At 62.4% G+C, this 23,215-nt stretch carries 22 protein-coding genes; 4 read left to right on the plus strand and 18 right to left on the minus strand.

All coding sequences use genetic code 11. The features are described 5' to 3' along the window. Positions 1 to 12: 12 nt before the first annotated feature. From BLW36_RS05470 to leuC, 14 genes are all read right to left on the minus strand, one after another. The gene (locus BLW36_RS05470) at positions 13 to 507 is read right to left on the minus strand and encodes a CvpA family protein (protein WP_091385930.1); all 495 of its coding nucleotides are present in this window, start codon (positions 505 to 507) and stop codon (positions 13 to 15) included. A gap of 146 nt (positions 508 to 653) precedes the next feature. Then, a complete protein-coding gene (locus tag BLW36_RS05475; protein WP_091385932.1) occupies positions 654 to 1,292 on the minus strand; it encodes an SPOR domain-containing protein in 639 nt (212 codons plus the stop codon). Then, positions 1,273 to 2,544 (minus strand): bifunctional tetrahydrofolate synthase/dihydrofolate synthase, encoded by a 1,272-nt coding sequence (gene folC / locus BLW36_RS05480; RefSeq protein WP_091385934.1) that lies wholly within the window; start codon positions 2,542 to 2,544, stop codon positions 1,273 to 1,275. The genes BLW36_RS05475 and folC overlap by 20 nt, the downstream gene beginning before the upstream one ends. A 159-nt stretch (positions 2,545 to 2,703) precedes the next feature. Then, positions 2,704 to 3,558, minus strand: a complete 855-nt coding sequence (accD, locus tag BLW36_RS05485) for an acetyl-CoA carboxylase, carboxyltransferase subunit beta (RefSeq protein ID WP_091385936.1) — start codon at positions 3,556 to 3,558, stop codon at positions 2,704 to 2,706. Between the two features lie 139 nt (positions 3,559 to 3,697). Next, the gene (gene trpA, locus BLW36_RS05490) at positions 3,698 to 4,507 is read right to left on the minus strand and encodes a tryptophan synthase subunit alpha (RefSeq protein ID WP_091385938.1); all 810 of its coding nucleotides are present in this window, start codon (positions 4,505 to 4,507) and stop codon (positions 3,698 to 3,700) included. A 35-nt stretch (positions 4,508 to 4,542) separates the two neighbouring features. Next, positions 4,543 to 5,760, minus strand: coding sequence for a tryptophan synthase subunit beta (trpB, locus tag BLW36_RS05495; RefSeq protein ID WP_170833126.1), 1,218 nt, complete (start codon positions 5,758 to 5,760; stop codon positions 4,543 to 4,545). Positions 5,761 to 5,789: 29 nt separating this feature from the next. Further along, positions 5,790 to 6,401, minus strand: coding sequence for a phosphoribosylanthranilate isomerase (locus BLW36_RS05500; RefSeq protein ID WP_091385942.1), 612 nt, complete (start codon positions 6,399 to 6,401; stop codon positions 5,790 to 5,792). A 112-nt stretch (positions 6,402 to 6,513) separates the two neighbouring features. Next, entirely contained in the window at positions 6,514 to 7,392 is an 879-nt protein-coding gene (gene truA, locus BLW36_RS05505; RefSeq protein ID WP_091385944.1) for a tRNA pseudouridine(38-40) synthase TruA, read from the minus strand. 149 nt (positions 7,393 to 7,541) lie between these two features. Continuing rightward, the gene (locus tag BLW36_RS05510; RefSeq protein ID WP_091385946.1) at positions 7,542 to 10,643 is read right to left on the minus strand and encodes a FimV/HubP family polar landmark protein; all 3,102 of its coding nucleotides are present in this window, start codon (positions 10,641 to 10,643) and stop codon (positions 7,542 to 7,544) included. 215 nt (positions 10,644 to 10,858) lie between these two features. Continuing rightward, the gene (locus BLW36_RS05515; RefSeq protein WP_091385949.1) at positions 10,859 to 11,854 is read right to left on the minus strand and encodes an Asd/ArgC dimerization domain-containing protein; all 996 of its coding nucleotides are present in this window, start codon (positions 11,852 to 11,854) and stop codon (positions 10,859 to 10,861) included. 149 nt (positions 11,855 to 12,003) lie between these two features. Then, positions 12,004 to 13,119: an aspartate-semialdehyde dehydrogenase gene (gene asd, locus BLW36_RS05520; protein ID WP_091385951.1), complete on the minus strand. Its 1,116-nt coding sequence runs from the start codon at positions 13,117 to 13,119 to the stop codon at positions 12,004 to 12,006. 77 nt (positions 13,120 to 13,196) lie between these two features. Further along, the gene (gene leuB / locus BLW36_RS05525; RefSeq protein WP_091385953.1) at positions 13,197 to 14,270 is read right to left on the minus strand and encodes a 3-isopropylmalate dehydrogenase; all 1,074 of its coding nucleotides are present in this window, start codon (positions 14,268 to 14,270) and stop codon (positions 13,197 to 13,199) included. 21 nt (positions 14,271 to 14,291) lie between these two features. Beyond that, a complete protein-coding gene (gene leuD / locus BLW36_RS05530; RefSeq protein WP_091385955.1) occupies positions 14,292 to 14,939 on the minus strand; it encodes a 3-isopropylmalate dehydratase small subunit in 648 nt (215 codons plus the stop codon). Position 14,940: 1 nt separating this feature from the next. Beyond that, positions 14,941 to 16,386: a 3-isopropylmalate dehydratase large subunit gene (gene leuC / locus BLW36_RS05535; RefSeq protein WP_091385957.1), complete on the minus strand. Its 1,446-nt coding sequence runs from the start codon at positions 16,384 to 16,386 to the stop codon at positions 14,941 to 14,943. Positions 16,387 to 16,635: 249 nt separating this feature from the next. Here leuC and BLW36_RS05540 point away from each other — a divergent pair, with 249 nt between their 5' ends. Together BLW36_RS05540 and BLW36_RS05545 are read left to right on the plus strand one after the other, a co-directional pair. After that, positions 16,636 to 17,529 carry a LysR family transcriptional regulator gene (locus BLW36_RS05540; RefSeq protein WP_091385959.1) on the plus strand — a complete coding sequence of 298 codons (894 nt, stop codon included), beginning with the start codon at positions 16,636 to 16,638 and terminating at the stop codon, positions 17,527 to 17,529. Positions 17,530 to 17,625: 96 nt separating this feature from the next. Further along, positions 17,626 to 18,363, plus strand: coding sequence for a TIGR04219 family outer membrane beta-barrel protein (locus BLW36_RS05545; protein ID WP_091385961.1), 738 nt, complete (start codon positions 17,626 to 17,628; stop codon positions 18,361 to 18,363). A gap of 61 nt (positions 18,364 to 18,424) precedes the next feature. On the opposite strand, the gene aroC is transcribed toward BLW36_RS05545, so the two are convergent. Both aroC and prmB read right to left on the minus strand, forming a co-directional pair. Next, on the minus strand, positions 18,425 to 19,516 hold the full coding sequence (gene aroC / locus BLW36_RS05550) for a chorismate synthase (protein ID WP_091385962.1): 1,092 nt from the start codon (positions 19,514 to 19,516) through the stop codon (positions 18,425 to 18,427). 143 nt (positions 19,517 to 19,659) lie between these two features. Next, complete coding sequence (prmB, locus tag BLW36_RS05555; protein ID WP_091385964.1) at positions 19,660 to 20,583, minus strand: 50S ribosomal protein L3 N(5)-glutamine methyltransferase; 924 nt, start codon at positions 20,581 to 20,583, stop codon at positions 19,660 to 19,662. Positions 20,584 to 20,686: 103 nt separating this feature from the next. On the opposite strand from prmB, the gene folE reads away from it, so the two are divergent. Next, positions 20,687 to 21,247, plus strand: coding sequence for a GTP cyclohydrolase I FolE (folE, locus tag BLW36_RS05560; protein ID WP_091385966.1), 561 nt, complete (start codon positions 20,687 to 20,689; stop codon positions 21,245 to 21,247). A gap of 74 nt (positions 21,248 to 21,321) precedes the next feature. Further along, positions 21,322 to 21,666, plus strand: a complete 345-nt coding sequence (locus BLW36_RS05565; RefSeq protein WP_091385968.1) for a 5-carboxymethyl-2-hydroxymuconate Delta-isomerase — start codon at positions 21,322 to 21,324, stop codon at positions 21,664 to 21,666. Between the two features lie 37 nt (positions 21,667 to 21,703). Here BLW36_RS05565 and BLW36_RS05570 read toward each other — a convergent pair whose 3' ends face one another. After that, entirely contained in the window at positions 21,704 to 22,588 is an 885-nt protein-coding gene (locus tag BLW36_RS05570) for an alpha/beta hydrolase (RefSeq protein WP_091386976.1), read from the minus strand. Between the two features lie 145 nt (positions 22,589 to 22,733). After that, positions 22,734 to 23,189 carry a SixA phosphatase family protein gene (locus tag BLW36_RS05575; protein WP_091385969.1) on the minus strand — a complete coding sequence of 152 codons (456 nt, stop codon included), beginning with the start codon at positions 23,187 to 23,189 and terminating at the stop codon, positions 22,734 to 22,736. Positions 23,190 to 23,215: the final 26 nt, after the last annotated feature.

The following is a 23,215-nucleotide window of genomic DNA, read 5'->3' on the forward strand; positions in this document are numbered from 1 at the left end:
TGGCTCGCCCGTTTAAAACAATTTTACAAAAAAGCCCTTGATGACCGCGGCCAGATCCCGCGCGCTGTCCTCGAAGGCGAGGAAATGGGGAATCAATGCCGAATCCCGCCACCAGCTGTCCTCTTCCACCGGCACCAGTGCCGGTGCCAGTATCAGCAGCGCCATCACGACTATCGCGCCGCGCAATAAACCGAAGACCATCCCCAATACCCGGTCAGTACCGGACAGGCCGGTGGCTTCGACGAACGCGGACAGGGTCATGTTCAGGCCGGCACCGGCCAGCAGCGTGAAGATAAACAGGATGGCGAAGGCTGCGATTGCCTGCAGCGATGGAGTGTCCACCAAATTGGAAAGTAACGGTGCCAGCTGATCGCGGAACATCATCGCGATCACGAAAGCGGCGACCCAGGTAGCTAAGGACAGGGTTTCGCGCACAAAGCCGCGACTGAGACCGATCAGCGTGGAAATGGCCACGATTGCCAGAATGGTCCAGTCAGCCCAGTTCATCCAGTCCTACCTGCGTGGCGGCTGCTGCCGCGAAGAGCGCGCATTCTAACTGAAGCGCATCTGCGCGTGAAGCTGTACGCATAACCGTTCGAAATTAGGAGCCGGAATGTTCGGAATGACCGGATACGGGGCAACGCGGCTCGGCATCAGGCCTTGAGGCGTAGCACCAGAGCCTGGGCCTTGAGCAGTTGATCCAGTTCCCGCTTGACCGCCTGGGCATCCGCCTTGCTGACGCTGGGGCCGACGAAGACCCGCACAAACTGCCCCTTGCTGGTGGTCACAGCCCGGGTGTAGGCCTTGTAGCCCTTGTCCATCAGGCGGGCGCGCAGCTTGTCGGCCCGGGCCTCGTCGCGGTAGGACGCGACTTGCACCACCCAGGCGATCGGCAGCCCCTGCGGATCGAGCACCGGCGCGGGATCTTTTTTCTCTACCTGCGGCTTTTCGGCCTGTTCAGTCTTTTCCTGATCGGACTCTGCAACGGAAGCCACACTTTCCCGTTTTGGATTAGAAAACTGTTCCGGCACTTCTGGCTGAAAGGCGGCCTCCGGCGCCGGGGCCGGTGCCACACCGGCGACGGGCTCCGGCGCGGCGATCTCGATCGGGCGAATATCCGGTGCCGGCGGGATCTGGCTGGTCACGTCGATATAACGCGCACCCTCGCGGTCGAACAGGCTCGGCAGGAAGATAACAGCGAGCGCAACCAGCACCAGCGCACCTACGATGCGCTGCTTGAAGCCGTCGTTCAGTCGCCCGCCGCGGGGCGGATTATGGTCGCGACTCGCCATCGCCCTCTTCTCGAATCTGTTGTAAAACCTCCGCCACAGTAAAGAAGGATCCGAAGACAAGCAACCTGTCTTGCGGACCAGCGGTCACCAACAGCCGTTCCAGCCCGTCGACCACCGTCGGGCAGCGCTCGTCCACCTTGTCCGCGAGCACCCCGGCATCCTTCAATCCACCCAGCAGCGCCGCACAATCCGCCGCCCGGGGATTGTCCGGCAGCAGCGCCGGGTGCCAGCTGTCGACCTGCTCGCGCAGCGGTGTAAACAGTCCTGGCAGATCCTTGTCCGCCATAACCGCAACCAGTGCATGCGTCTGGCCGGTAACCGGATTGGCGTCGAGCCAGCGCGCCAGGTATTCGGCCGCAGCCGGATTGTGGCCGACATCCAGCAGCAGCGAGCGCTCGCGCCAGCGGATCTGCTGGCAGCGGCCGGCCAGCCGGATGTCGGCCAGCACTTCGTCCACGCCCCGCGGTGGCAGTGCCTCCAGCACGGCGAGCGCGGTGATCGCCGCGACGATACTCGGGCGCGGTAAACTGACCGGCGGAATTGCGACGGTGAGATCGCCGAAGCGGTAACTTTCGCCGTCGGCAGAGCAGTCGACGGTAAAATCACGACCGATGAAATAGCTCGGCGCCCCGAGGCTCGCCGCGGCGGAGACGACGGACAACGGCGGTTGCGGATCGGCACAGATAAACGGACTGCCCGGGCGCAGTATGCCGGCCTTCTCGCGGCCAATCACCTCGCGATCACTGCCGAGCCAGGCCTCGTGGTCGATGGCCACACTGGTGATGATGGCCAGATCCGCATCCACCAGATTGACCGCATCCAGGCGCCCGCCGAGCCCCACTTCCAGCAGTGCGTATGCAACGCCGGCACGCCGGAACAGCCACAGCGCCGCCAGGGTGGTGAACTCGAAGTAGGTAAGGCTGGTCTGGCCGCGGGCAGCTTCCACCGCCTCGAAAGCCTGGATCAGGTCAGCATCATCGACTTCGCTGCCGTCGATTCGCACCCGCTCATTGAACCGCAGCAGGTGCGGCGAACTGTAGGCTCCCACCGAGTGACCACCGGCCCGCAACAGCGCCTCCATAGTGGCGACACAGGAACCCTTGCCGTTGGTACCCGCCACAGTGATGACCGTCGGCGCCGGTTTCTCGACGTCCAAAACGCGCGCAACCGCGGCCACGCGCTCGAGCCCCAGTTCGATCTCGGTCGGATGCAGCCGCTCCAGGCGGGCGAGCCAGTCTTGCAGTGTGGACATATTTCGCTTCGTGTTACGCAGAAGCGGCGACCGCCAGGGACGGCGGAAATGCAGATTTTGCAGGAGCAAAAATCTACCTCTGGCCGCAACCGGTTTCCAATATTACTGGAAAGCCGGATCACAGCCAGGGGCCGCTTCCGCAAAATGGATCTGTAGGGATCAGACGCCGCTCAGTTTACCCAGCAGGCGCGATACCGTGGAACGCATTTCGCCGCGCGGGATGATCATATCGATGGCGCCGTGGTCGAGCAAAAATTCGCTGCGCTGGAAACCCTTGGGCAGTTTCTGGCGAATGGTCTGCTCGATAATGTTCGGACCCGCAAAGCCGGCGCGGGCACCGGGTTCGGCCGCATTGATATCGCCGAGCAGCGCCAGTGACGCAGACACGCCGCCATATACCGGATCGGTCATGATGGAGATATAGGGCACGCCGGCCATCTTCATCTTTTCCAGTACCGCCGAGGTCTTCGCCATCTGCATCAGCGAGATCAGCGCCTCCTGCATACGCGCACCACCGGTAGCGGAGAAGCACACCAGCGGGATGCCCTCTTCCAGCGCGCGCTGGGCCGCGCGGGTAAAGCGTTCGCCGACCACATAACCCATGGAGCCGCCGTGGAAGGCAAATTCAAAGGCCACCGCCACCAGCGGCCGCCCCTCCAGGGTGCCGCGCATCGCAATCAGCGCATCGGTTTCGCCGGTCGCCTTCTGCGCCTGGGTCAGGCGGTCCTTGTATTTTTTCACATCCTTGAACTTGAGGCGGTCAACCGGCTCCACATCGGTCGCCAGCTCTTCGCGGCCCTCTTCGTCGAGGAAGATATCCAGGCGGCGCCGCGCACCGATGCGTATGTGGTGGTCGCATTTGGGGCACACATCAAGGTTGCGCTCCAGCTCCGGGCGATACAGCATGGCGTCGCACTTGACGCACTTCTTCCAGACGCCCTCGGGAACTTTGCTGGCGCCGGTGCGGCGCTCGGTGCGGATAACCGCGGGCACAATCTTTTCTAACCAGCTCATCTTATTTCCAAATCCCGATGCTTTTTATGGACCGGTCGCATTGTACCGGTCGGTGGCTTTCAGGCTGCGAATTAAAACACTATGCAAATTATCTAACCCGGCCAGATCAGCCGCTGCTTTTGGCTTTCTGGCCAGCCGGTCACTGATCCAGGGCGGCGCGGATTTCACCGACCAGTGCCGCAACGCGATCCTTGGCCGCCGCCCCATCGGCCGCCTCGCCGATTGCGGATACCAGCACACTGCCGACCACGGCGCCGTCGCCGTGCTCGCTGACTGACCTGGCGGAAGCGCCATCCTTGATACCGAAACCGACGCACAGCGGCAGATCGGTAAAGCGGCGAATACGCGCCAGATTGTCGCGCACCGATTCCGGATCCAGGTGCCCGGCGCCGGTCACCCCTTTCAGGGACACATAATAGACAAAGCCGCTGGCGAGCTGCACGATAGACTCGATACGCTCATCTCTGGTGGTCGGCGTCAGCAGGAAAATATTGCGCAGGTTGCGCTCGCCCAGCAGCTTGTTCAGCGGCCCGGCCTCTTCCGCCGACAGGTCCACCGTCAGGGCGCCGTCGACACCGGCCGCCTTGGCGGCGTCGGCAAAGGCTTCCGGCCCCATTTTTTCGATCGGGTTGGCGTAACCCATCAGGATCACCGGGGTGTCCTGATCCTGCTGGCGAAACTCCTTGACCAGTTCCATGCACTTGCGCAGCGAGGTCTTGTGCTCCAGCGCCCGCTCGTGTCCTTTCTGGATCACCGGGCCCTCGGCCATCGGATCGGAGAAAGGCACACCCAGCTCGATCAGGTCGGAGCCACTGGCCACCAGTTGGTGCATTAGCGGCACGGTGTTTTCCAGACCGCCATCGCCGGCGACGATATAGGTCACCAGGGCCTTGCGGCCCTCGGCGCGCAGTTTGGCGAAACGGCGGTCGATTCTGTTTTCCTGAGTCACTCGTTCAATCCCTAATTCACTGTGGGAGCCAGGCCCTAGACTTCGATGCCGTCGATGGCGGCAACGGTGAAAATATCCTTGTCGCCGCGGCCCGACAGGTTCACAACGATGTTCTGTTCCGGCTTCATGGTCGCCGCCAGCTTCAGCGCATAGGCGACCGCATGGCTGGATTCCAGCGCCGGCAATATCCCCTCGGTACGGGTGAGTTGGCGGAAAGCATCGAGCGCTTCCTTGTCGTCGGCGGTGACGTACTCCACCCGACCGATATCTTTCAGCCAGGCGTGTTCCGGACCTACGCCCGGATAATCGAGGCCGGCGGACACCGAGTGAGTCTCGATGATCTGGCCGTCCTCGTCCTCCATCAGATAGGTGCGGTTGCCGTGCAGTACACCCGGCACACCCTCGTTCAGCGGCGCCGCGTGCTTGCCGGTTGCCAGTCCCTCGCCGCCGGCCTCGACACCGTACATCTTCACGCCGGTATCGTTCAGGAACGGGTGGAACAGGCCGATCGCATTGGAGCCACCGCCGACACAGGCCACCAGTGCATCCGGCAGCTGGCCGAATTCTTCGAGGCTCTGACGGCGGGCCTCGCGGCCAATTACCGAGTTGAAATCGCGTACCAGCTGCGGATAGGGATGCGGACCGGCGACAGTGCCGATGATGTAGAAGGTGTCGTCAACATTGGTGACCCAGTCGCGCATGGCTTCGTTCATTGCATCCTTCAGGGTCTTGGAACCGGACTCCACCGGAATCACCTCGGCCCCCAGCAGCTTCATGCGATAGACATTGGGCGACTGGCGCTTGACGTCCTCGGCACCCATATAGACCGCGCACTTCAGCCCCAGGCGTGCGGCGACGGTGGCGGTGGCGACACCGTGCTGGCCGGCGCCGGTCTCGGCGATCACGCGGGTCTTGCCGCTGTGCTTGGCCAGCAGCGCCTGACCGACGGTATTGTTCACCTTGTGCGCACCGGTATGATTCAGGTCTTCGCGCTTCAGCCAGATACGCGCCCCACCCGCGGCCTCGGTCAGGCGCTCGGCCAGATACAGCGGCGACGGCCGGCCGACATAGTGGGCCAGGTCGTAATCGAAGGCGGCAATAAATTCCGGGTCGTCCTTCAGCCGCGCATACATCGCCTGCAACTCATCCAACGCATTGATCAGCGTCTCCGATACAAAGCGGCCGCCGTAGGGACCGAAGTGCCCGCTGGCATCCGGGAAGGCGGAAAAATCTATCGCACCTTGATCACTCACTTGCACACTCCATCGATCACAGAAAATTTCTACTGGTTCTTCGCCGCGCGAATGAAGGCGGCGACCTTTTGCGGATCTTTCTTACCCGGTGACGCCTCGACTCCGCCGCTGACGTCCACGGCCTGCGGGCGTGCCGCAGCAATTGCCAGGGCAACATTGTCCGGCTGCAGGCCACCGGCGAGCACTATCGCTCGGCCGCTATCCTGCGGTACCCGCTGCCAGTCAAAGGTCTCGCCGGTACCGCCGGGAACGCCGGGGCGGTAGGCATCGAGCAGGAAGCCGCGCGCCCGGGGGTGACCATCCATCGCTGCATGCACATCGAGACCATCTTTCATGCGCAGCGCCTTGATATAGGGACGCCGGAACTGCTCACAATACTGGGCCGTTTCACGGCCGTGAAACTGCAGCAAATTGAGCGGCACTTTGGTCAGCACGGCTTCCACATCCGCCGCCGCGGCGTCGACGAACAGCCCCGTCAGCGTCACAAAGGGCGGCACCGCCGCCGCGATGGTCGCCGCAGTATCGACATCAACGTGACGTGGACTGGACGGATAAAACACCAGCCCCAGCGCATCGGCTCCGGCGGCTACCGCCGCGGTCGCATCTTCGATATTTGTGATGCCGCAGATTTTTACTTGCATCGCGTCACCCGGCCTGAAACCGACCGGCCGTCCATAAAAGAGGGAGCCCGCGATACTAGCAGATTGGCTCCGGCCGCGAAATGCGTGATTCCGCCGTTCCCGGCGCCTGGCGTTACCGCGGCAACTGTCCCAGCGGCAAGGGTACCAGCAATGGACCCGGCTCCGACTCCGGCAATTCGAACTCCGCCGGGTACTGCACGTCCACCAGGTAGAGCCCGTAGGGCGGCGCAGTGACACCGCCGACCGTGCGATCCCGACAATCAAGCACTTCCCCGACCCACTGCGGCATACGCTCTCCGCGGCCGACGGCCATCAGCACGCCGGTAATGTTACGCACCATATGGTGCAGAAACGCATTGGCGCTGACTTCCAGCACGATCAGCTGTCCGACCCGGGCGATATCCAGCCGGGTTACTTCCCGCACCGGACTCTTCGCCTGGCACTGGCTCGCGCGGAAGCTGGTGAAGTCGTGCCGTCCCAGCAGATACCGGGCGCCATCGCGCATCGCCTGCAGATCCAGCGGGTGCTGGGTCCAGGTCACCTCGGCGGCGGCCTGCGCCGAGCGGGTCGGTGCACTGTGAATCAGGTAGCGGTAACTGCGCGCCCGGGCGGAGAAGCGCGCGTGAAACTGCGCCGGCACCTCCCGCGCCCAGTGCACCCGCACCGCGTCCGGCAACTGCGTATTCACGCCCTGCACCCAGGCGCGCGGCGGCCGCACCGCGCGGGTATCGAAATGGATGACCTGGCCGGTCGCATGCACACCGGCATCGGTGCGCCCGGCGCATACCAGCGTCACCGGTTCGGCGGCGATACTCGACAGGGCTCGCTCCAAGTGAGCCTGCACGGTTTCGGCGGCAGACTTCTGCTTCTGAAAACCGTGTAAGCGGGCACCGCAATATTCGACACCCACGGCGATACGGCGCAGCCCCTCCGGTAACTGTTCACCGGGTGGCACCTCGCCATTCGGCTTATAGATATATTCGCGCGGCATTTCTCTGATAAACCACCGGTGGCGCACGACGGCCACTGCTAAATAAAACGGTGGGCCGGCAGACACTGACGAATTCTGTGCGACCCAAAATCCAAAAATAAAAAAACCCCGCAGCCTGTGCGAGGTTTTTCCGGAGAAAGAGCGGGCCTTTACGCCATGCGCTCCAGCATCTCCTCGGCGCGCGCTTTGTGCTCGCCCGCGCCCTCCTGCACCACCTCGCTGAGGATATCCTTGGCTCCGTCCTTGTCGCCCATATCCAGGTAGGCCTGGGCCAGCTCCAGCTTGGTGCTAATTTCATCGGTGCCATCGAGCAGGTTCAGCTCGGAATCCAGGTCGCTCTCCAGATTGAAGCCCAGATCGCCAAAGTCTGCCTCGCTGTCCTCTGCCGCGGACGGCTGGCTCACTCCAGCAGAAGGCTGCTCAGACGCCACGGCAACGGCAGTATCGCCTTCCAGTGACAGCTCCTCATCGCCGGGCAGGCTGCTGGCAATATCATCCAGATCGACGGAATCGAGATCCAGACTGTCGTCCAGCTCACCGCCTATCGATTTCAGCTCGTCGTCACCGATGTCATCCAGGGACAGCTCTGCGGTATCCCTTGCGGCCGCCGCATCCACATGATCATCCGCCTGCGGTTCTCCGGCCTCGAGCTGCAGCTCATCAGCGGTTTCCATCGGCGACAGGTCCAGATCGAAATCCAGGCCGTCAAAATCATCATTGCCGGTCTGCTCGGCACTTTCGGGCTGCATATTGTCGAGTTCGACGCTATCGGCTTCACCGCTTTCGAGCCCGGCGGATTCGAAGTCAATCGGACCCAGCTCCTGGCTGTCGTCACTGTCACCCAGCTCCAGATCACCCAGGTCGAGATCGTCGAGATTGAACTCGTCCTGCTCACTGTCCGCCTGCACACCCTGTTCTGCGGGCGCTTCGCTGTCGAAGCCGCCGTCCAGCCCCAGATCCAGCGAGAAGTCGTCCTCGCTGCTGTCCGACTGGGCACCCTGTCCGCTTGGCACTTCGCTATCGAAGCCGGTGTCCATGTCCAGATCCAGGTCCAGCGAGAGATCATCGTCGCCGGATTCGCCAGCAGCGCTGTCGCCATCGCTGGACAGATCCATGGTCAGGTCGTCCAGCAGGGAAGTGTCATCCCCCAGCTCCCCGCCGAAGTCACTGCCGGAATCTGCGGTCGCGCTATCGCCGTCGAAAGAGGCACTATCGAAGGATTCGCTGGCGAAATCATCCTCGAAAGATGCGCTGATATCATCCAGCTGCGCGGCTTCCAGCGATTCACTGGTGAAGTCCATGGATGGCGCTTCGAAAGGTGCGGCGCCGGCGATGGTCTCGCGCAGGCGCGCGGCGCGATCCGCCGCCGGGCCATCGCTGACACTCAACAGCTGGCGATAGTGTTCGTCAAACTTATCGGCATTCTGCTGGTGCGCGTACACCTCCAGCAGCATCAGGCGTGCGTCGACATTCTGGCCGTCCTGGTCGAGCCCCAGCAACAGTTTGCTCTCGGCCTCGTCGTACTGCCCCAGGGACAGGTGGATTTCCGCTTCGGAGATGGGATCGTCTGTACCCACATCATCCAGCTCGCCGAGATCGAAGTCATCTTCACCCGGCATGCCCTCCAGCGCAGACAGCTCTTCGCTCTGCTCGCCGAGTCCCGGCGCTTCGGCCAGCTCGCGCTCGGACAGCATTTCGCGCTCGACCTGCAGCATGGCCTCTTCTTCCTCCTTGCGACGACGCCAGGTGAAGAATCCGAACAGGCCGACCAGCAGCACGCCGGCACCGATACCAATCAGCTGAATATTCTCCATCAGCCGCTCCATCAGGGTCGGCTCGGATTTGGTCTGTACTACCACGCGATTGCGACTGTCGTCTTGCGTCGCAGGCTCCTCTGCTACAGCGGGCTCTGCGGTCGTGTCCGCAACCGTTTCTTCGCCCGCAACGGTTTCCTCGCTGGATTCCGCAGCGGCTTCACCGTCGCCGACTTCCATCGGGTTGGCGGACGGCTCCGACTGCTCGGCGGCAGCCTGAACTGCTCGCATTTCCTCGTTGGAGACCTCGACCATGCGCTCCATGGTATCGATCTGCTCGTCCAGTTCGGCGATGCGCTCTTGCAGCTCCTCGTTTTCGAGGCGCGATTTGTCCAGCTCCTCCTCGGCAACGGTCAGGTCACCGGCCAGGGCCTCGCTGTCCTCGGCGCCACTGCCGGAACCGGACGTAACGGATTCGTTGTCACCCGGGGCGGCCAGGCTGACCCGCCCCTCCACGGTTTCGCCAGAGGAAGTGTCCTCGGCAACCGCGCGCGCATCCAGCGGGGCACCGGTAGCGGTGTCGCCACCAATGCGCTGGCGCCAGGATTCATTCTGCGTGGCCACCTCGGAGACGGCCTCGGACAGGGACAGCGCGCGCACATCTTGCGCATTCGGCAGGCGCAGCACGGCGCCCTTCTTCAGCAGGTTGATGTTGTTATTGATGAAGGCCTCGGGGTTGAGGCGCTGGATCGCCAGCATGGTCTGCTGTACGGAGAATTCGCGGCTGACGCGGTTATTCACTGCGATTTCCCACAGGGTCTGATTCGCAGACACCGGGCCGTATACGCGGCTGCTCTCGCCGGCCGGGCTCTCTTCGGCAGCGGCGGTCTGCGCCTGCGGGCGCAATTCCACCGGCTCGTCGGCCTGCTGCTGTGTCGGCTGCTGTTCGCGCACCTCGACCGGTTGCGGCTCGGCGACCGGCTCCGGCTCTGCCGGGCGTACTGCCGGCTGTTGCACCGGTCGTTGCACCGGAGCCTCACGGCGCACCTGCTGGCGCTCACGCTCCGCGGCGCGGACCGGCTGCTGGGCAACGCTGGTCGAGAAGGCGGGCAGATCCATCAGCAGGGTGTACTCCCGCAGCAGACGGCCGCTGGGCCAGCGGGTTTCCACCAGGAAGTTCAGGAAAGGTTCGCGAATCGGTTCGCGGCTGGACACCCGTATTACCGGCTGGGCGCCGGAATAGTCCACTTCGAAACGCAACTCGGTGAGCAAATAGGATCTGTCGACGCCGGCGCGCTCGAAATCCTCAGGACTCGCGAGGCGCACTTTGATTTCGTTGTCGCCGAGGCCGCGAGTCTGCAGCAAATTGATTTCTGCATTGAGAGGCTGGTTGAGGGTCGAGTTCAGTTTGATCTCACCCAGCCCGAGCGCCAGAGCCGCGTTGCCACCCAGTGCGCTGACCAGACCTACCGCTAGTGCCAGCTTTCGCACACGCATATCCGATTCCCTTTATTGTTAGAATCACCGGGTGTTCCGAGAAGCGCGTCTTTTATCCGCAAAGCCGACCTTCGAAATCCCCATCACCGTACAGTAAACGTTCAAGCAAGTATTTGCCGCAATGGCAGGTGTCTCTCTTTGGCGAATTTATCGCCAACCCCAAGCCGAACGAGAGTTAAGAATACACCTTCACTATGTTCGCTAAGTATTAAATATCAATAGTTTTTTAGCAACAAGTGCACAATCTGTACGCAGTTCATGGCCAAATCTTTGCGCAAATTGTCCGACACTGCACAAAAATTGATCTGTCGACTATTCAGCAAGCTCTGCCGCAACCGGCCAATTATTGTCGCCTCGCTGCCAACCGCATCCTCCGCCGACGGCTGTTCGGCCAGTTGCAGGCGCGCGCCGTTCTTCAGTAACGCGCGCACCTTTTCCAGGTCGACCTCTTCGTGCAGCGCCACGCGCAGGTTGGCCAGCTGGCCGTGAAACACCGAGACAGTATTGATACAGGCATCCACCGCGACCCCTTCCCCGAGCAGGCAGCGCAGATCGTGCACCAGCGCCAGTTCACTCAAGGTATGGCCGCTGGCCAGCAGCGCCTCAGTGGCGCTCAGCTGGTTGAACGCGAGGCGGTGGCCTATAGCGGGATCGACTTCCGCATCCTGGCCGCTGAACATGCGCGCCGTCTGTGCCGCCATCGAATCGATCGCCACCTTGCCCAGTGCCGATACCGGCTGATTCAGCTGGATCTCTACCGCCTGCAGATCCTCTGCCAGCGGCGCAAGCGCCTCGGCCACCATGGCGGCACCGGCACTTGGCAACGCCAGCACACGGCGCTCTGCGCCGGCGATATCGCCACTGTTCAACAGCGGATGGACAACTGTGACGCTCTCATCGCCGCGGGTATTGCCGGCGGCGTCCACTACCCAGGCACCTGCCGCCTCGGCGGCGGCCAGGGCTGTCTGCGCCGCCTCATCGCTGCGCAGCAACACCACCACCTGCTCCGGCGCGAAGGTAAACTTCTCCAGCTCCTGCACGGGGACATTGCGGTTGGCGAACACCTGTGGCTCCACCTCGCTGTCCTCGACCTCCAGCAGCCGCAGCCGGTCTGCAGCAATGGTGCCGCGCTGTTCGAGAATCTCCAGCAGGGGGGCAAGGGCAGCGTTATCGATACCGACGATAACCAGTTCGCGGGCAGTTTCCGACATGGTAGTTCACTTCGTGGTTTGGGGAGGCAAAATCGAGGGGCGATTATACCCGTGGGGAGTAATGTAAAAAGCCGCTCCGGGGCCCCGGAGCGGCTTTTATTGTGCAAGACATCACAGGCTGGCGAAATGCGTGCCAGCCGGGCCCGCGCTTACAGTTTGCCCAGCAGAATCAGCAGCACACGGCGCAGCGGTTCCGCCGCGCCCCACAGCAGCTGGTCACCGACGGTAAAGGCATTCAGATATTCCGGCCCCATGCTCAGCTTGCGCAGGCGGCCCACCGGGATATCCAGCTTGCCGGTCACCGCGGTCGGCGTCAGCTGCTGCAGCGTGGCCTCGCGTTCATTGGGTACCACATTGACCCAGTCGTTGGCGCTGCCGATCAGCTGCTCGATTTCTGCCAGCGGCAGATTTTTGTTCAGCTTCACGGTGAACGCCTGGCTGTGACAACGCATGGCACCGATACGTACGCAGGTGCCGTCCACCGGGACGGTCATATCGGTAGCCAGGATCTTGTTGGCCTCGACCTGCGCCTTCCACTCCTCACGACTCTGGCCGCTTTCCAGCTGGGTGTCGATCCACGGCAGCAGGCTGCCCGCCAGCGGCGCGCCAAATTCCGCGGTCGGGAAATCGGCCGAGCGCATGTCGGCAGCCACCTTGCGGTCGATTTCCAGGATCGCACTGGCCGGATCGGCCAGCTCTTCGGCAACGCCGTCGCGCAGCGCGCCCATCTGCGCTATCAGCTCGCGCATATTCTTCGCCCCGGCGCCGCTGGCAGCCTGGTAGGTCATCGCGGAAACCCAGTCCACCAGACCGGCCTTGAACAGACCGCCGAGCGCCATCAGCATCAGGCTCACGGTGCAGTTGCCACCGATAAAATTTTTCGTACCCGACTCGATGCCCCGGTCGATCACGTCGCGGTTGACCGGATCCAGCACGATGATGGCATCGTCCTGCATGCGCAGGCTGGAGGCCGCGTCGATCCAGTAACCGTTCCAACCCTTCGCGCGCAGCTTGGCAAAAACCTCTTTCGTGTAGTCACCGCCCTGACAGCTGACGATGGCGTCCAGCTCGGCGAGCGCATCGATATCGAAGGCGTCGCCCAGCGGTGCCACTTCGCGACCGATATCCGGTGCCTTACCGCCCGCGTTGGAGGTGGAAAAGAAAACCGGTTCGGCGATATGGGCGAAGTCACCCTCCGCCAGCATGCGCTCCATCAGTACCGAGCCGACCATGCCGCGCCAGCCGACAAATCCTACTTTTTTCATTGCAGTATCCTGTTAATTCTGTGCTCTTCTGAGTTCCGGCTAACGCCGGCATTACGATAACAATCAGATCTGCGAAATTAGAAAGCGGCCACCACTGCTGCACCCATCTCCGCGGTAGATACCTTCTTACAGCCTTCGGTATGGATATCCGCGGTGCGCAGTCCTTCGTCGAGCACTTTACTTACAGCCTGTTCGATCGCGTCTGCCGCCTCGCCCATATCGAGCGAGTAACGCAGCATCATGGCAGCCGACAGAATCGTCGCCAGCGGGTTGGCGATGCCCTGCCCGGCGATGTCCGGCGCCGAACCGTGGCACGGCTCGTAGAGACCGAAACCACTCTCGTTCAGGGAGGCGGAGGGCAGCATGCCGATGGAACCGGTCAGCATCGCCGCGGCATCGGACAGGATATCGCCAAACATGTTGCCGGTGACCATCACGTCGAACTGCTTCGGCGCGCGCACCAGCTGCATGGCCGCGTTATCGACGTACATATGGGACAGCTCCACATCCGGATATTCCGGTGCCAGGCGATCCAGCACTTCGCGCCACAGTACCGTCACTTCGAGTACGTTGGCCTTGTCTACCGAGCAGAGCTTGCCGCCCCGCTTCTGCGCCGCCTCAAAAGCCGTGCGCGCAATGCGTTCGATTTCCGATTCGCTGTATACGTAAGTATTGAAGCCCTGCTTCTCGCCATTTTCCAGCGTGCGGATACCCCGCGGTTCGCCGAAATAGATGCCGCCGGTGAGCTCACGCACGATCAGGATATCCAGGCCGGAAACCACCTCCGGCTTCAGCGAAGAGGCATCGGCCAGCTGCGGATACAGAATCGCCGGCCGCAGGTTGGCGTACAGGCCGAGCTTGCTGCGAATTTTCAGCAGGCCTTTCTCCGGGCGGATTTCTCGCTCGAGCGTATCCCACTTGGGGCCGCCGACGGCACCGAGCAGTACCGCATCGCACTCGCCGGCCGCGGCCAGCTGCGCGTCGGTAAGCGGCTCGCCGTGCGCATCGATGGACGCGCCACCAATCAGGCCCTGCTCAAAGCTCAGGCCCAGGTTAAATTTCTTGTCTGCAGCTTCCAGTACCGCTACCGCCTGCTCGACGATCTCCGGGCCGATACCGTCGCCCGGCAGGATCATGATCTTCTTGCTCACAATGATTTTCCTTAATTCTGTTTATTTGACCGCGTCGAACAACCACGGCGCCTGCTCGCGGCGCTTGGCCTCATAAGTGCGGATATCGTCCGCATCTTCCAGTGTCAGGCCGATATCGTCGAGACCGTTCAGCAGGCAGTGCTTGCGGAATGCATCCACTTCAAAATCGATGGTCTCGCCATTCGGTTTGACGACCTGCTGCTTTTCCAGGTCGATGGTCAGCTGGTAGCCTTCCTCCGCGTACATCTCGTCGAACAACTGATCGACAATCGTCTCATCCAGTACGATCGGCAGCAGGCCGTTCTTGAAACAGTTGTTGAAGAAAATATCGGCGAAGCTCGGTGCGATGATCGCGCGGAAACCGTAATCGTCCAGGGCCCAGGGCGCGTGTTCGCGGCTGGAGCCACAGCCGAAGTTTTCCCGCGCCAGCAGCACAGAAGCGCCCTGATAGCGCGGATAGTTCAGTGCAAATTCCGGGTTCAACGGGCGCTTGGAGCAGTCCTGGCCCGGCTGGCCCTCGTCCTGGTAGCGCAGCTCGTCGAACAGGTTCGGACCGAAACCGGTGCGCTTGATGGATTTCAGGAACTGTTTCGGAATGATCAGATCCGTATCCACATTGGCGCGATCCATCGGTGCCACCAGACCTTTGTGTTGGGTAAAAGCCTTCATCTTAAATTCCCCCCTCGCTCTGGGCAGTCGCCATTTCACGCACATCGACAAAGCGGCCGGCAATCGCCGCCGCTGCCGCCATGCCCGGGCTCACCAGGTGGGTGCGGCCGCCGTAACCCTGGCGCCCCTCGAAGTTGCGGTTGGATGTGGAAGCGCAGTGCTCACCGGCGCCCAGCTTGTCCGCGTTCATCGCCAGGCACATGGAGCAGGACGGCTCGCGCCATTCGAAACCGGCGTCGATAAAGACCTTGTGCAGCCCCTCTTTCTCCGCCTGCGCCTTCACCGCCTGGGATCCCGGCACGATCAGTACCTGCTTGACGCTGTCGGCCTTTTTCTGGCCCTTGGCCACCGCAGCGGCCGCGCGCAGGTCCTCGATACGGGAGTTGGTGCAGGAACCGATAAATACCCGGTCCAGCTTGATGTCGGTGATTTTCTGGCCGGCGTTCAGGCCCATATATTCCAGCGCGCGCTCGATACCGGCGCGCTTGGTCGCATCATTGATGGTTGCCGGATCCGGCACCTGCGCGCTCACTCCGACCACCATTTCCGGGGAAGTACCCCAGCTCACCTGCGGTTCGATCTCCTCGCCGCGCAGCTCCACCACCACATCGAACACGGCATCGTCGTCGGAGTGCAGCTGGCTCCAGGCTTCTACAGCGCGGTCCCAGTCAGCGCCTTTCGGCGCGTAGGGTTTGTCTTTCACGTAGTCCAGCGTGATCTGGTCCACCGCCACCATGCCGGCGCGCGCGCCCGCCTCGATGGCCATGTTGCAGACGGTCATGCGCCCTTCCATCGACATATTGCGCATCACCTCGCCACCGAACTCAATCGCATAGCCGGTACCGCCGGCGGTGCCAATCTTGCCGATAATCGCCAGCACCACGTCTTTCGCGGTCACGCCCGGGCCCAGCTCGCCGTCCACGCGCACGAGCATGTTCTTCATCTTTTTCTGGATCAGGCACTGAGTCGCCATCACGTGCTCGACCTCGGAGGTGCCGATACCGTGCGCCAGGGCGCCGAGAGCGCCGTGAGTGGAGGTATGGGAGTCACCGCAGACCACGGTCATGCCCGGCAGGGTGGCGCCGGTCTCGGGACCGATCACGTGGACGATGCCCTGCCCCGGCTCATTGATGCCGAATTGCACCACGTCGAAATCACGGCAGTTCTCATCAAGAGTCTGCACCTGGATGCGCGATACCTCATCGCGGATACCGGCCACGCCGGCAGCGCGCTCGGCCGCCTCGGACGGCACATTGTGGTCCGGCGTCGCCACCAGCGAGTCTTTGCGCCAGGGTTTGCGACCGGCCAGTCGCAGGCCTTCAAACGCCTGCGGCGAAGTCACCTCGTGGATCAGGTGGCGGTCGATATAAATCAGTGCGGTGCCGTCTTCCCGGCTCTTTACCAGGTGGTCCTGCCAGAGTTTGTCGTAGAGCGTCTGCCCGGCCATGGCCGTTTCTCCTCGTTTTTTGATTGGCGCAGTCTAGCCTCCGGCATTGAATAACATCAATTTATATTTATTATAAGAACTAGTCGGATATGGAATAATCTGTATTCCACGACGGATTGACGAAGGACTACACCCCGAAGCGAAGGCGCTGCTGCCGGGGGCCGCTTGAGAAACATTTGCCGATCAGGCTGTTGAAAAAGCGGCCACCGGCAGCGGCGCCGCCTCGCAATACCTAAAAGGTATCGAACGATGGAAATCCAATGGCTAAAGGCCTTCCTCGCCATCGCCGAGCAGGGCTCGGCATCGGAGGCGGCCGAACATCTACACCTGACCCAGCCCGCCGTCAGCAAGCGCCTTGCCGCACTGGAACAACAACTGGGCACACCGCTGTTCGACCGTATCGGCCGGCGCCTGCAGCTCACCGACGCCGGCCGCGCGCTGCTGCCGCGGGCGCGCCATATCCTCAATGAAGTCAGCGATGCCGAGCGCGAGCTGCGCTCACTCGGCGGCGAGGTCACCGGCAGCCTGCGCATCGCCACCAGCCACCACGTGGGCCTTCACCACCTGCCACCGGTACTTAAGGAATTCAGCACCCGCTATCCAGAGGTGGCACTGGATATCGACTTTGTCGATTCAGAACAGGCCTATGAAGCACTGATGGCCGGGGAATATGAACTGGCCGTGGTCACGCTGGCGCTGAAGGAATACCCGAGCCTGGACGCGCGCGTCATCTGGCCGGATCCCTGCGTGGTGGTCGCCGCACCCGATCACCCTCTCGCCAAGATGAAAACTGTGGATCTCACCGACCTGGCCCACTATCCCGCCATACTGCCGGATCTGAACACCTATACCGGCCGCCTGATCAAACGCGAGTTCGACGCCCAGGGATTGCGATTGACCGCCAAGCTGGCCACCAACTTTCTCGAAACCATCAAGATGATGGCCGGCGTCGGACTCGGCTGGAGCGTGCTGCCGCGCACGCTGGTGGACGACAGCCTCGCCGTGCTGCCGGTGGAGAAACTGCATGTGGTGCGCAATCTCGGCGTTATCAGTCACCGCGCGCGTACGCTCAGCAATGCCGCCAGCGCCCTGCAGCAGCTGCTTTTTGCCGCAGCGGATAAAAATTCAACAGAAAAAATCTGACCGCAATCACACTATTTACGTAAAGCGTACCGTTGACATCAGTATGCCAGCAAAAAAAAGGTAAACTCCGCCACAACTATAAGACGGAGAGAACCCATGAAAAAAACAGCACTCGCCCTGTGCGCCGCCCTCGCCAGCGGCGCCGCCAGCGCAGATACCATCCTCGGCGTTGACGCCAGCGCCGGCATCTGGCAGCCGACCTACACCGGCGGTATCGGTGTCGACAATTTCAATATGGATGAGTTTGCCCTGGCGGAAGACAACATCACCTTCCTGCAGGCAGCCCTGGAGCACCCGATCCCGCTGGTGCCGAACATCATGCTGTCCCACAGCAGCATCCAGACCGATGGTGCCGCCCAGCTCGGCGAGTTCGTGCAGTTCGGTGATGAGACTTTCCTGATCGGCAGCGAGGTAAGCTCGGACCTGGATCTGAGCCACACCGACGCCACCCTGTATTACGAAATTCTCGACAACTGGGTGAACCTGGACGTCGGCCTGACCGCGCGCCAGTACAAAGGTGAACTATCTGTGGCGAGCGCGTTCCAGTCTGAGACCATCGAACTGAATGGCTACCTGCCGATGGCCTACGGCATGGCCCGTTTCGACCTGCCGTTTACCGGCTGGTCCGTGATTGCCCAGGGCAATGGCACCGGCTACAAAGGCGACACCCATACCGACCTGACCGCCAAAGTGCGCTGGGACTTCGCCCCGGGTCTCGACTTCGCCGTTGAGGCCGGCTACCGGGTAATGAGCCTGGAATTGCAGGAACTGGACGATCTGCAGACCGACATCGAAATCAAAGGCCCGTACCTGGGTCTGAATCTGCACCTGTAATCGGGGTTGCAGAAAATAAAAAAAGGGCGGCAATTTGCCGCCCTTTTTTTTATTGTGAAAATTATTTTTCTACCGTCACCACACCCGGTGTGACATCCCCATTCTGTCCACGCTGGCGCAGCGCGTGATCGATCAGCACCAGCGCCATCATTGCCTCGGCAATCGGGGTTGCGCGGATGCCGACGCAGGGATCGTGACGCCCCTTGGTGACCACCTCGATCGGATTGCCGTGGGTGTCGATGCTGCGCCCGGGGATGCGCAGGCTGGAAGTGGGCTTCAGCGCGATATGGGCGACTATGTCCTGGCCGCTGGAAATGCCACCGAGCACGCCGCCGGCATTGTTGGAGAGAAAACCCTCCGGGGTAATCTCGTCGCGGTGCTCGGTGCCTTTCTGCTCGACACTGGCAAAACCCGCGCCGATCTCTACCCCCTTGACCGCGTTGATGCTCATCAGCGCATGGGCGAGGTCGGCGTCGAGGCGATCGAAAATCGGCTCACCGAGTCCGGCCGGCACACCGGAAGCCTGTACCGAGATGCGCGCGCCGATCGAGTTGCCCTCCTTGATCAGCGCCTGCATATAGGCTTCCATCTCTGGCACCTTGTCCGCGTCCGGGCAGAAAAACGGATTCTGCCCGACCTGCTCCCAATCCAGCTTCTCAATCTTGATCGGCCCCAGCTGGGACAGATAGCCGCGCACTTCGATGCCGTACTTCTGCCGCAACCACTTCTTGGCGATGGCGCCAGCGGCGACGCGCATGGCCGTCTCGCGCGCAGAGGAGCGGCCGCCGCCGCGGTAGTCGCGCAGGCCGTATTTCTGCCAGTAGGTGTAATCGGCGTGAGCCGGGCGCACCTGCTCGGAGATGTTCGCGTAGTCTTTGGAGCGCTGGTCGGTGTTTTCGATCAGCAGGCCGATCGGCGTGCCGGTGGTTTTGCCCTCGAACACGCCGGACAGGATCTTTACCTGATCCGCCTCGCGGCGCTGGGTGGTGTAGCGGGACGTGCCGGGCTTGCGCCGGTCCAGTTCCAGCTGGATCTCGTCCTCGCTGATCTCCAGTCCGGGCGGGCAGCCGTCGACGATACAGCCCAGAGCCAGGCCGTGACTCTCGCCAAAAGTAGTGACGCTAAACAACTTGCCAAAGGTGTTGCCCGACATAAGCGACCGTTCCTGCCTCTCAGTGATTGGCGCAGCGATTCTGCGGTGGGAAGCCGCGCATTATAGAGGATTCCCCCTACCGGGTGCGCCGCGCGCGCTAAAAAGCACAATTGGTGCGCGCGACGGCCCCTGCGTAAGAGGAATTATTCGGCGTCGAAATAGGATTGGTAGGCGAGCAGCTCCTCGCGGCTGATGACGAAGACGCCGTGGCCGCCATCCTCGAACTCCGGCCACAGGAAAGGCACTTCCGGGAAGGCCTGCTCCAGCGCCTCCCAGCTGTTGCCCACCTCACACACCAACAGGCCGTCCGGCTGCAGGTGATTGGCCGCCTGGCGCAGCAGCTGGCGGGTAAAATCGAGGCCGTCCTCGCCGGAACCCAGTGCGATTTCCGGCTCCGCCCGGTATTCGTCGGGCATTTCCGCCAGGTCGCGCGCATCCACATAGGGTGGGTTACACACGATCAGCTCGTAGCTGAAGCCATCCAGGCCGGCGAACATATCGGACTGCACCGCCCGCACCCGCTCGTTCAGCTGGTGGCGGTTGATGTTGATCTGCGCCACCTCGACGGCACCTTCGGAAATATCGCTGAGATCGACCCGGGCCTCGGGAAACGCCTCGGCACAGGCGATGCCGATACAGCCGCTGCCGCAACAGAGATCCAGGATCGCCAGTGGTTCCACCTTCAGCCACGGCTGGAACTCAGCGCGGATCAACTCCCCGATCGGCGAGCGCGGCACCAGCACGCGCTCGTCCACGTAAAAAGGTATACCGCAGAAATAGGCCTCGCGGGTCAGGTAGGGGACCGGCAGCCGCTCCTCGACGCGCCGCTCCAGCAGCGCCATCACCTCGCGGCGCTCCTCCATCGTCAGGCGTGCCTGCAGCACCTCCGGCTTGCTCTCGAGCGGCAGGTGCAGGCCGTGCATCACCAGCAGGACCGCCTCGTCCCAGGCGTTGTCGGTGCCGTGGCCAAACCACAGCCCGGCCTCGTTGAACCGGCTGGCACCCCAGCGGATATAGTCCAGCACCGTCGCCAGTTCGTGGAGGCTGGATTCACGCCTTTCTATCATCGAATCTATCCTTAAATACGTTGAAACTCTGCGCCCATCTGTGCGGATCTTTACTCTCTGGTGACAAAAGCTTAGGGTAGCGCACCCGCCCCCTCGGGCTGAGATGTTGGAAAAGAGCAGCATGAACGAACACTACGCGCGAATTATCGAAGCAATTGGCGAGGATCCGCAACGCCCCGGGCTGAAAGACACCCCGAAGCGCGCCGCCAAGGCCATGCAATACCTGACTCGCGGCTACCAGCAGACTGTCGAAGAGATCGTCAACGACGCTCTCTTCCCGTCCGATTGCAGCGAGATGGTGCTGGTCAAGGATATCGAACTCTACTCCCTCTGTGAGCACCACCTGCTGCCGTTTATCGGCAAGGCGCACGTGGCCTATATCCCCGACGGCAAGGTCGTGGGCCTGTCCAAGGTCGCGCGTATCGTCGACATGTTCGCGCGCCGCCTGCAGATCCAGGAGCAGCTGACCGTGGAAATCGCCGAGACCCTGCAGCGAGTCACCAACGCCGCCGGCGTAGGGGTTATCATCGAAGCCAAGCACATGTGCATGATGATGCGCGGCGTGGAGAAACAAAACTCGGTCATGAAGACCTCGGCGATGCTCGGCACCTTCCGCAGCAACCAGGCCACCCGCAACGAATTCCTGTCCCTGATCAGCCAGTAGCGGTTCACCGTACACGGCACAGGGAAGTGTCATGCGGCCTCGAGGCCGCATAACTTTCACGGAGTGAATGAAAAATGCCCCATCTGGTCATCGAGTACGCCAAAAAGCTCGAGGATAAGGTCTCCATCGCCGCCCTGGTCAGTTCGGCCCAGGAAGCGATGCACCGATCCGGCCTCTTCGCCTCCCACACGATCAAGACTCGCGCCCTGGCTTACGAGCAGTTTATTGCCGGCGACAAGGGCGGCAGTTTTATCCATGCCGAGATACGCCTGCTCGAGGGGCGCAGCGACCGGGAGCGGGAGGCACTGAGTTCGTCGGTATTTAACTGCCTGTGCCAATTTGCCGACGGGGTGCCGGCGGTAACGGTGGAGGTGCGGGAAATGGACCCGGTCTGTTACTCGAAAAGGCTGCCTTTCTGACGGCGCGTCGATAGCCGCCGGGCCCTGCCCGGGTTCACTAGTCGCTCTCGCCACGCAGGAATGGCCCAAACCACTCCGCGATGCCCTCGGCGCCCTCCTCCATATGCAGGTGGTGACCGCCTGGCATTTCCTTCACATCAATATTGGGATGCTCGGCCAGCACCGGCCGCAGCCGCTTGATCATATCCACTATACCCTCCGCTGCCAGCACCAGGCGAATCGGCATCGTGGCCCGGTCGAGGAACGCTTTTACCTGCGCATTGTTCAGCTTGGCGGTGGAGGTGGCCATCAGGCGCGGATCGTTGCTCCAGGTGACGCCGTCACCGGCGCTGACGGTGCCGCGCTCGGTCAGCGCACGGGCGGCGCCGTCAGACAGCGGAAACATGCCGTTTTTCCGCGCTTCCACGGCCTCCTCAAACGAAGCGAAGTGGCGAGGCTTGCGCGCCGCGTAGCGGGCGCGCTGGGCAATTGCGCGAGCAAGAATTTCCGGCGCCTCGGCATCCTCCGCTGGCGGCGGTACCAGCCCGTCGATCAGTGCCAGGCGCTCGATTCGATCCGGAAAGGCGCCGGCGGTAATCATCGCCGCCACCGCACCGCGGGAGTGGGCGAGCAGCGAAAACTTGCGCCAACCCAGTGCGTGGGCCACCCCCAGCACGTCCTCGGCCTCTTCCCAGATGTTGTAGTTGGCATCGAGGGAGCGGTGATAACTGCGGCCGTGGCCGGCCATGTCCACCGCGACCAGGTTCAGCCCGCCGAGCAGCGGCGCCAGCCGGTCGAAACTGGCGCAGTTGTCGAGCCAGCCGTGCAACGCCAGCACCGGCGCGCCGTCGGCAGAGCCCCACTGGCGCGCGGCGACAGTCCTGCCACCGAATTCGAGGGTCCTTTCAACAAAGGGGTGAGAGTCGCGGGGAGATTGATTCATGATCGGCAACATCCGGGAAACAGGTGGGCGATGTTGCAGCGATCGCCGCGCGCTGGCAATGACCCGATGGATCAGCGGAGCTGGTGGATTAAATGGCCGGGCGGCGACTCCGCGGCCCGGTGCAGCGAAGCGCTGCGCGCCTTGCTTATTCCGCGTGCTGCAGCCAGTCGAGGTCGGCACAGCCGCTGGCCCAGACCTCCGCGCTGAGGCAGGCGAGGCTGGCGGTGCCCATCGGGTGCTCGCCGTCACTGCCGCAGAGGCCATTGACCAGACTGCCGACCAGCGGCTGGTGGCTGACCAACAACAGCGGCCACTGCTCCGCCTCCTGCTGCAATGCGTCCAGCACCTGCTGCGGCGGCGTATCACCGATCAGCAGGGACTGGGGAATCACCGGCAGCCCGAGGCGCTCCGCCACGATCTGCGCGGTCTGTTGGGTGCGCACAAACGGGCTGGCCCAGATGGCGCGCACCGCGGAGAGTTCATCGGCGCGCATATCGCAGATCTGCGCGACCTGCGCCCGCCCGCGCTCGGTCAGCTGGCGGGCGGCGTCGTCGCCAGTCATCGGCTCGGCTTTCGCATGGCGCAATATCAGTAACTGCACGGTTCACCTCCCTGTGCGTCAAAGGC

The sequence above is a fragment of the Microbulbifer marinus genome, from assembly GCF_900107725.1.
Classification (GTDB): domain Bacteria; phylum Pseudomonadota; class Gammaproteobacteria; order Pseudomonadales; family Cellvibrionaceae; genus Microbulbifer; species Microbulbifer marinus.

Coding starts and splice junctions, on each gene's coding strand:
- BLW36_RS05470 (WP_091385930.1), bottom strand. CDS start 507: ATGAACTGGGCTGACTGGACCATTCTGGCAATCGTGGCCATTTCCACG.
- BLW36_RS05475 (WP_091385932.1), bottom strand. CDS start 1,292: ATGGCGAGTCGCGACCATAATCCGCCCCGCGGCGGGCGACTGAACGAC.
- folC (WP_091385934.1), bottom strand. CDS start 2,544: ATGTCCACACTGCAAGACTGGCTCGCCCGCCTGGAGCGGCTGCATCCG.
- accD (WP_091385936.1), bottom strand. CDS start 3,558: ATGAGCTGGTTAGAAAAGATTGTGCCCGCGGTTATCCGCACCGAGCGC.
- BLW36_RS05500 (WP_091385942.1), bottom strand. CDS start 6,401: ATGCAAGTAAAAATCTGCGGCATCACAAATATCGAAGATGCGACCGCG.
- truA (WP_091385944.1), bottom strand. CDS start 7,392: ATGCCGCGCGAATATATCTATAAGCCGAATGGCGAGGTGCCACCCGGT.
- BLW36_RS05510 (WP_091385946.1), bottom strand. CDS start 10,643: ATGCGTGTGCGAAAGCTGGCACTAGCGGTAGGTCTGGTCAGCGCACTG.
- BLW36_RS05515 (WP_091385949.1), bottom strand. CDS start 11,854: ATGTCGGAAACTGCCCGCGAACTGGTTATCGTCGGTATCGATAACGCT.
- asd (WP_091385951.1), bottom strand. CDS start 13,119: ATGAAAAAAGTAGGATTTGTCGGCTGGCGCGGCATGGTCGGCTCGGTA.
- leuD (WP_091385955.1), bottom strand. CDS start 14,939: ATGAAGGCTTTTACCCAACACAAAGGTCTGGTGGCACCGATGGATCGC.
- leuC (WP_091385957.1), bottom strand. CDS start 16,386: ATGGCCGGGCAGACGCTCTACGACAAACTCTGGCAGGACCACCTGGTA.
- BLW36_RS05540 (WP_091385959.1), top strand. CDS start 16,636: ATGGAAATCCAATGGCTAAAGGCCTTCCTCGCCATCGCCGAGCAGGGC.
- BLW36_RS05545 (WP_091385961.1), top strand. CDS start 17,626: ATGAAAAAAACAGCACTCGCCCTGTGCGCCGCCCTCGCCAGCGGCGCC.
- aroC (WP_091385962.1), bottom strand. CDS start 19,516: ATGTCGGGCAACACCTTTGGCAAGTTGTTTAGCGTCACTACTTTTGGC.
- prmB (WP_091385964.1), bottom strand. CDS start 20,583: ATGATAGAAAGGCGTGAATCCAGCCTCCACGAACTGGCGACGGTGCTG.
- folE (WP_091385966.1), top strand. CDS start 20,687: ATGTTGGAAAAGAGCAGCATGAACGAACACTACGCGCGAATTATCGAA.
- BLW36_RS05565 (WP_091385968.1), top strand. CDS start 21,322: ATGCCCCATCTGGTCATCGAGTACGCCAAAAAGCTCGAGGATAAGGTC.
- BLW36_RS05570 (WP_091386976.1), bottom strand. CDS start 22,588: ATGAATCAATCTCCCCGCGACTCTCACCCCTTTGTTGAAAGGACCCTC.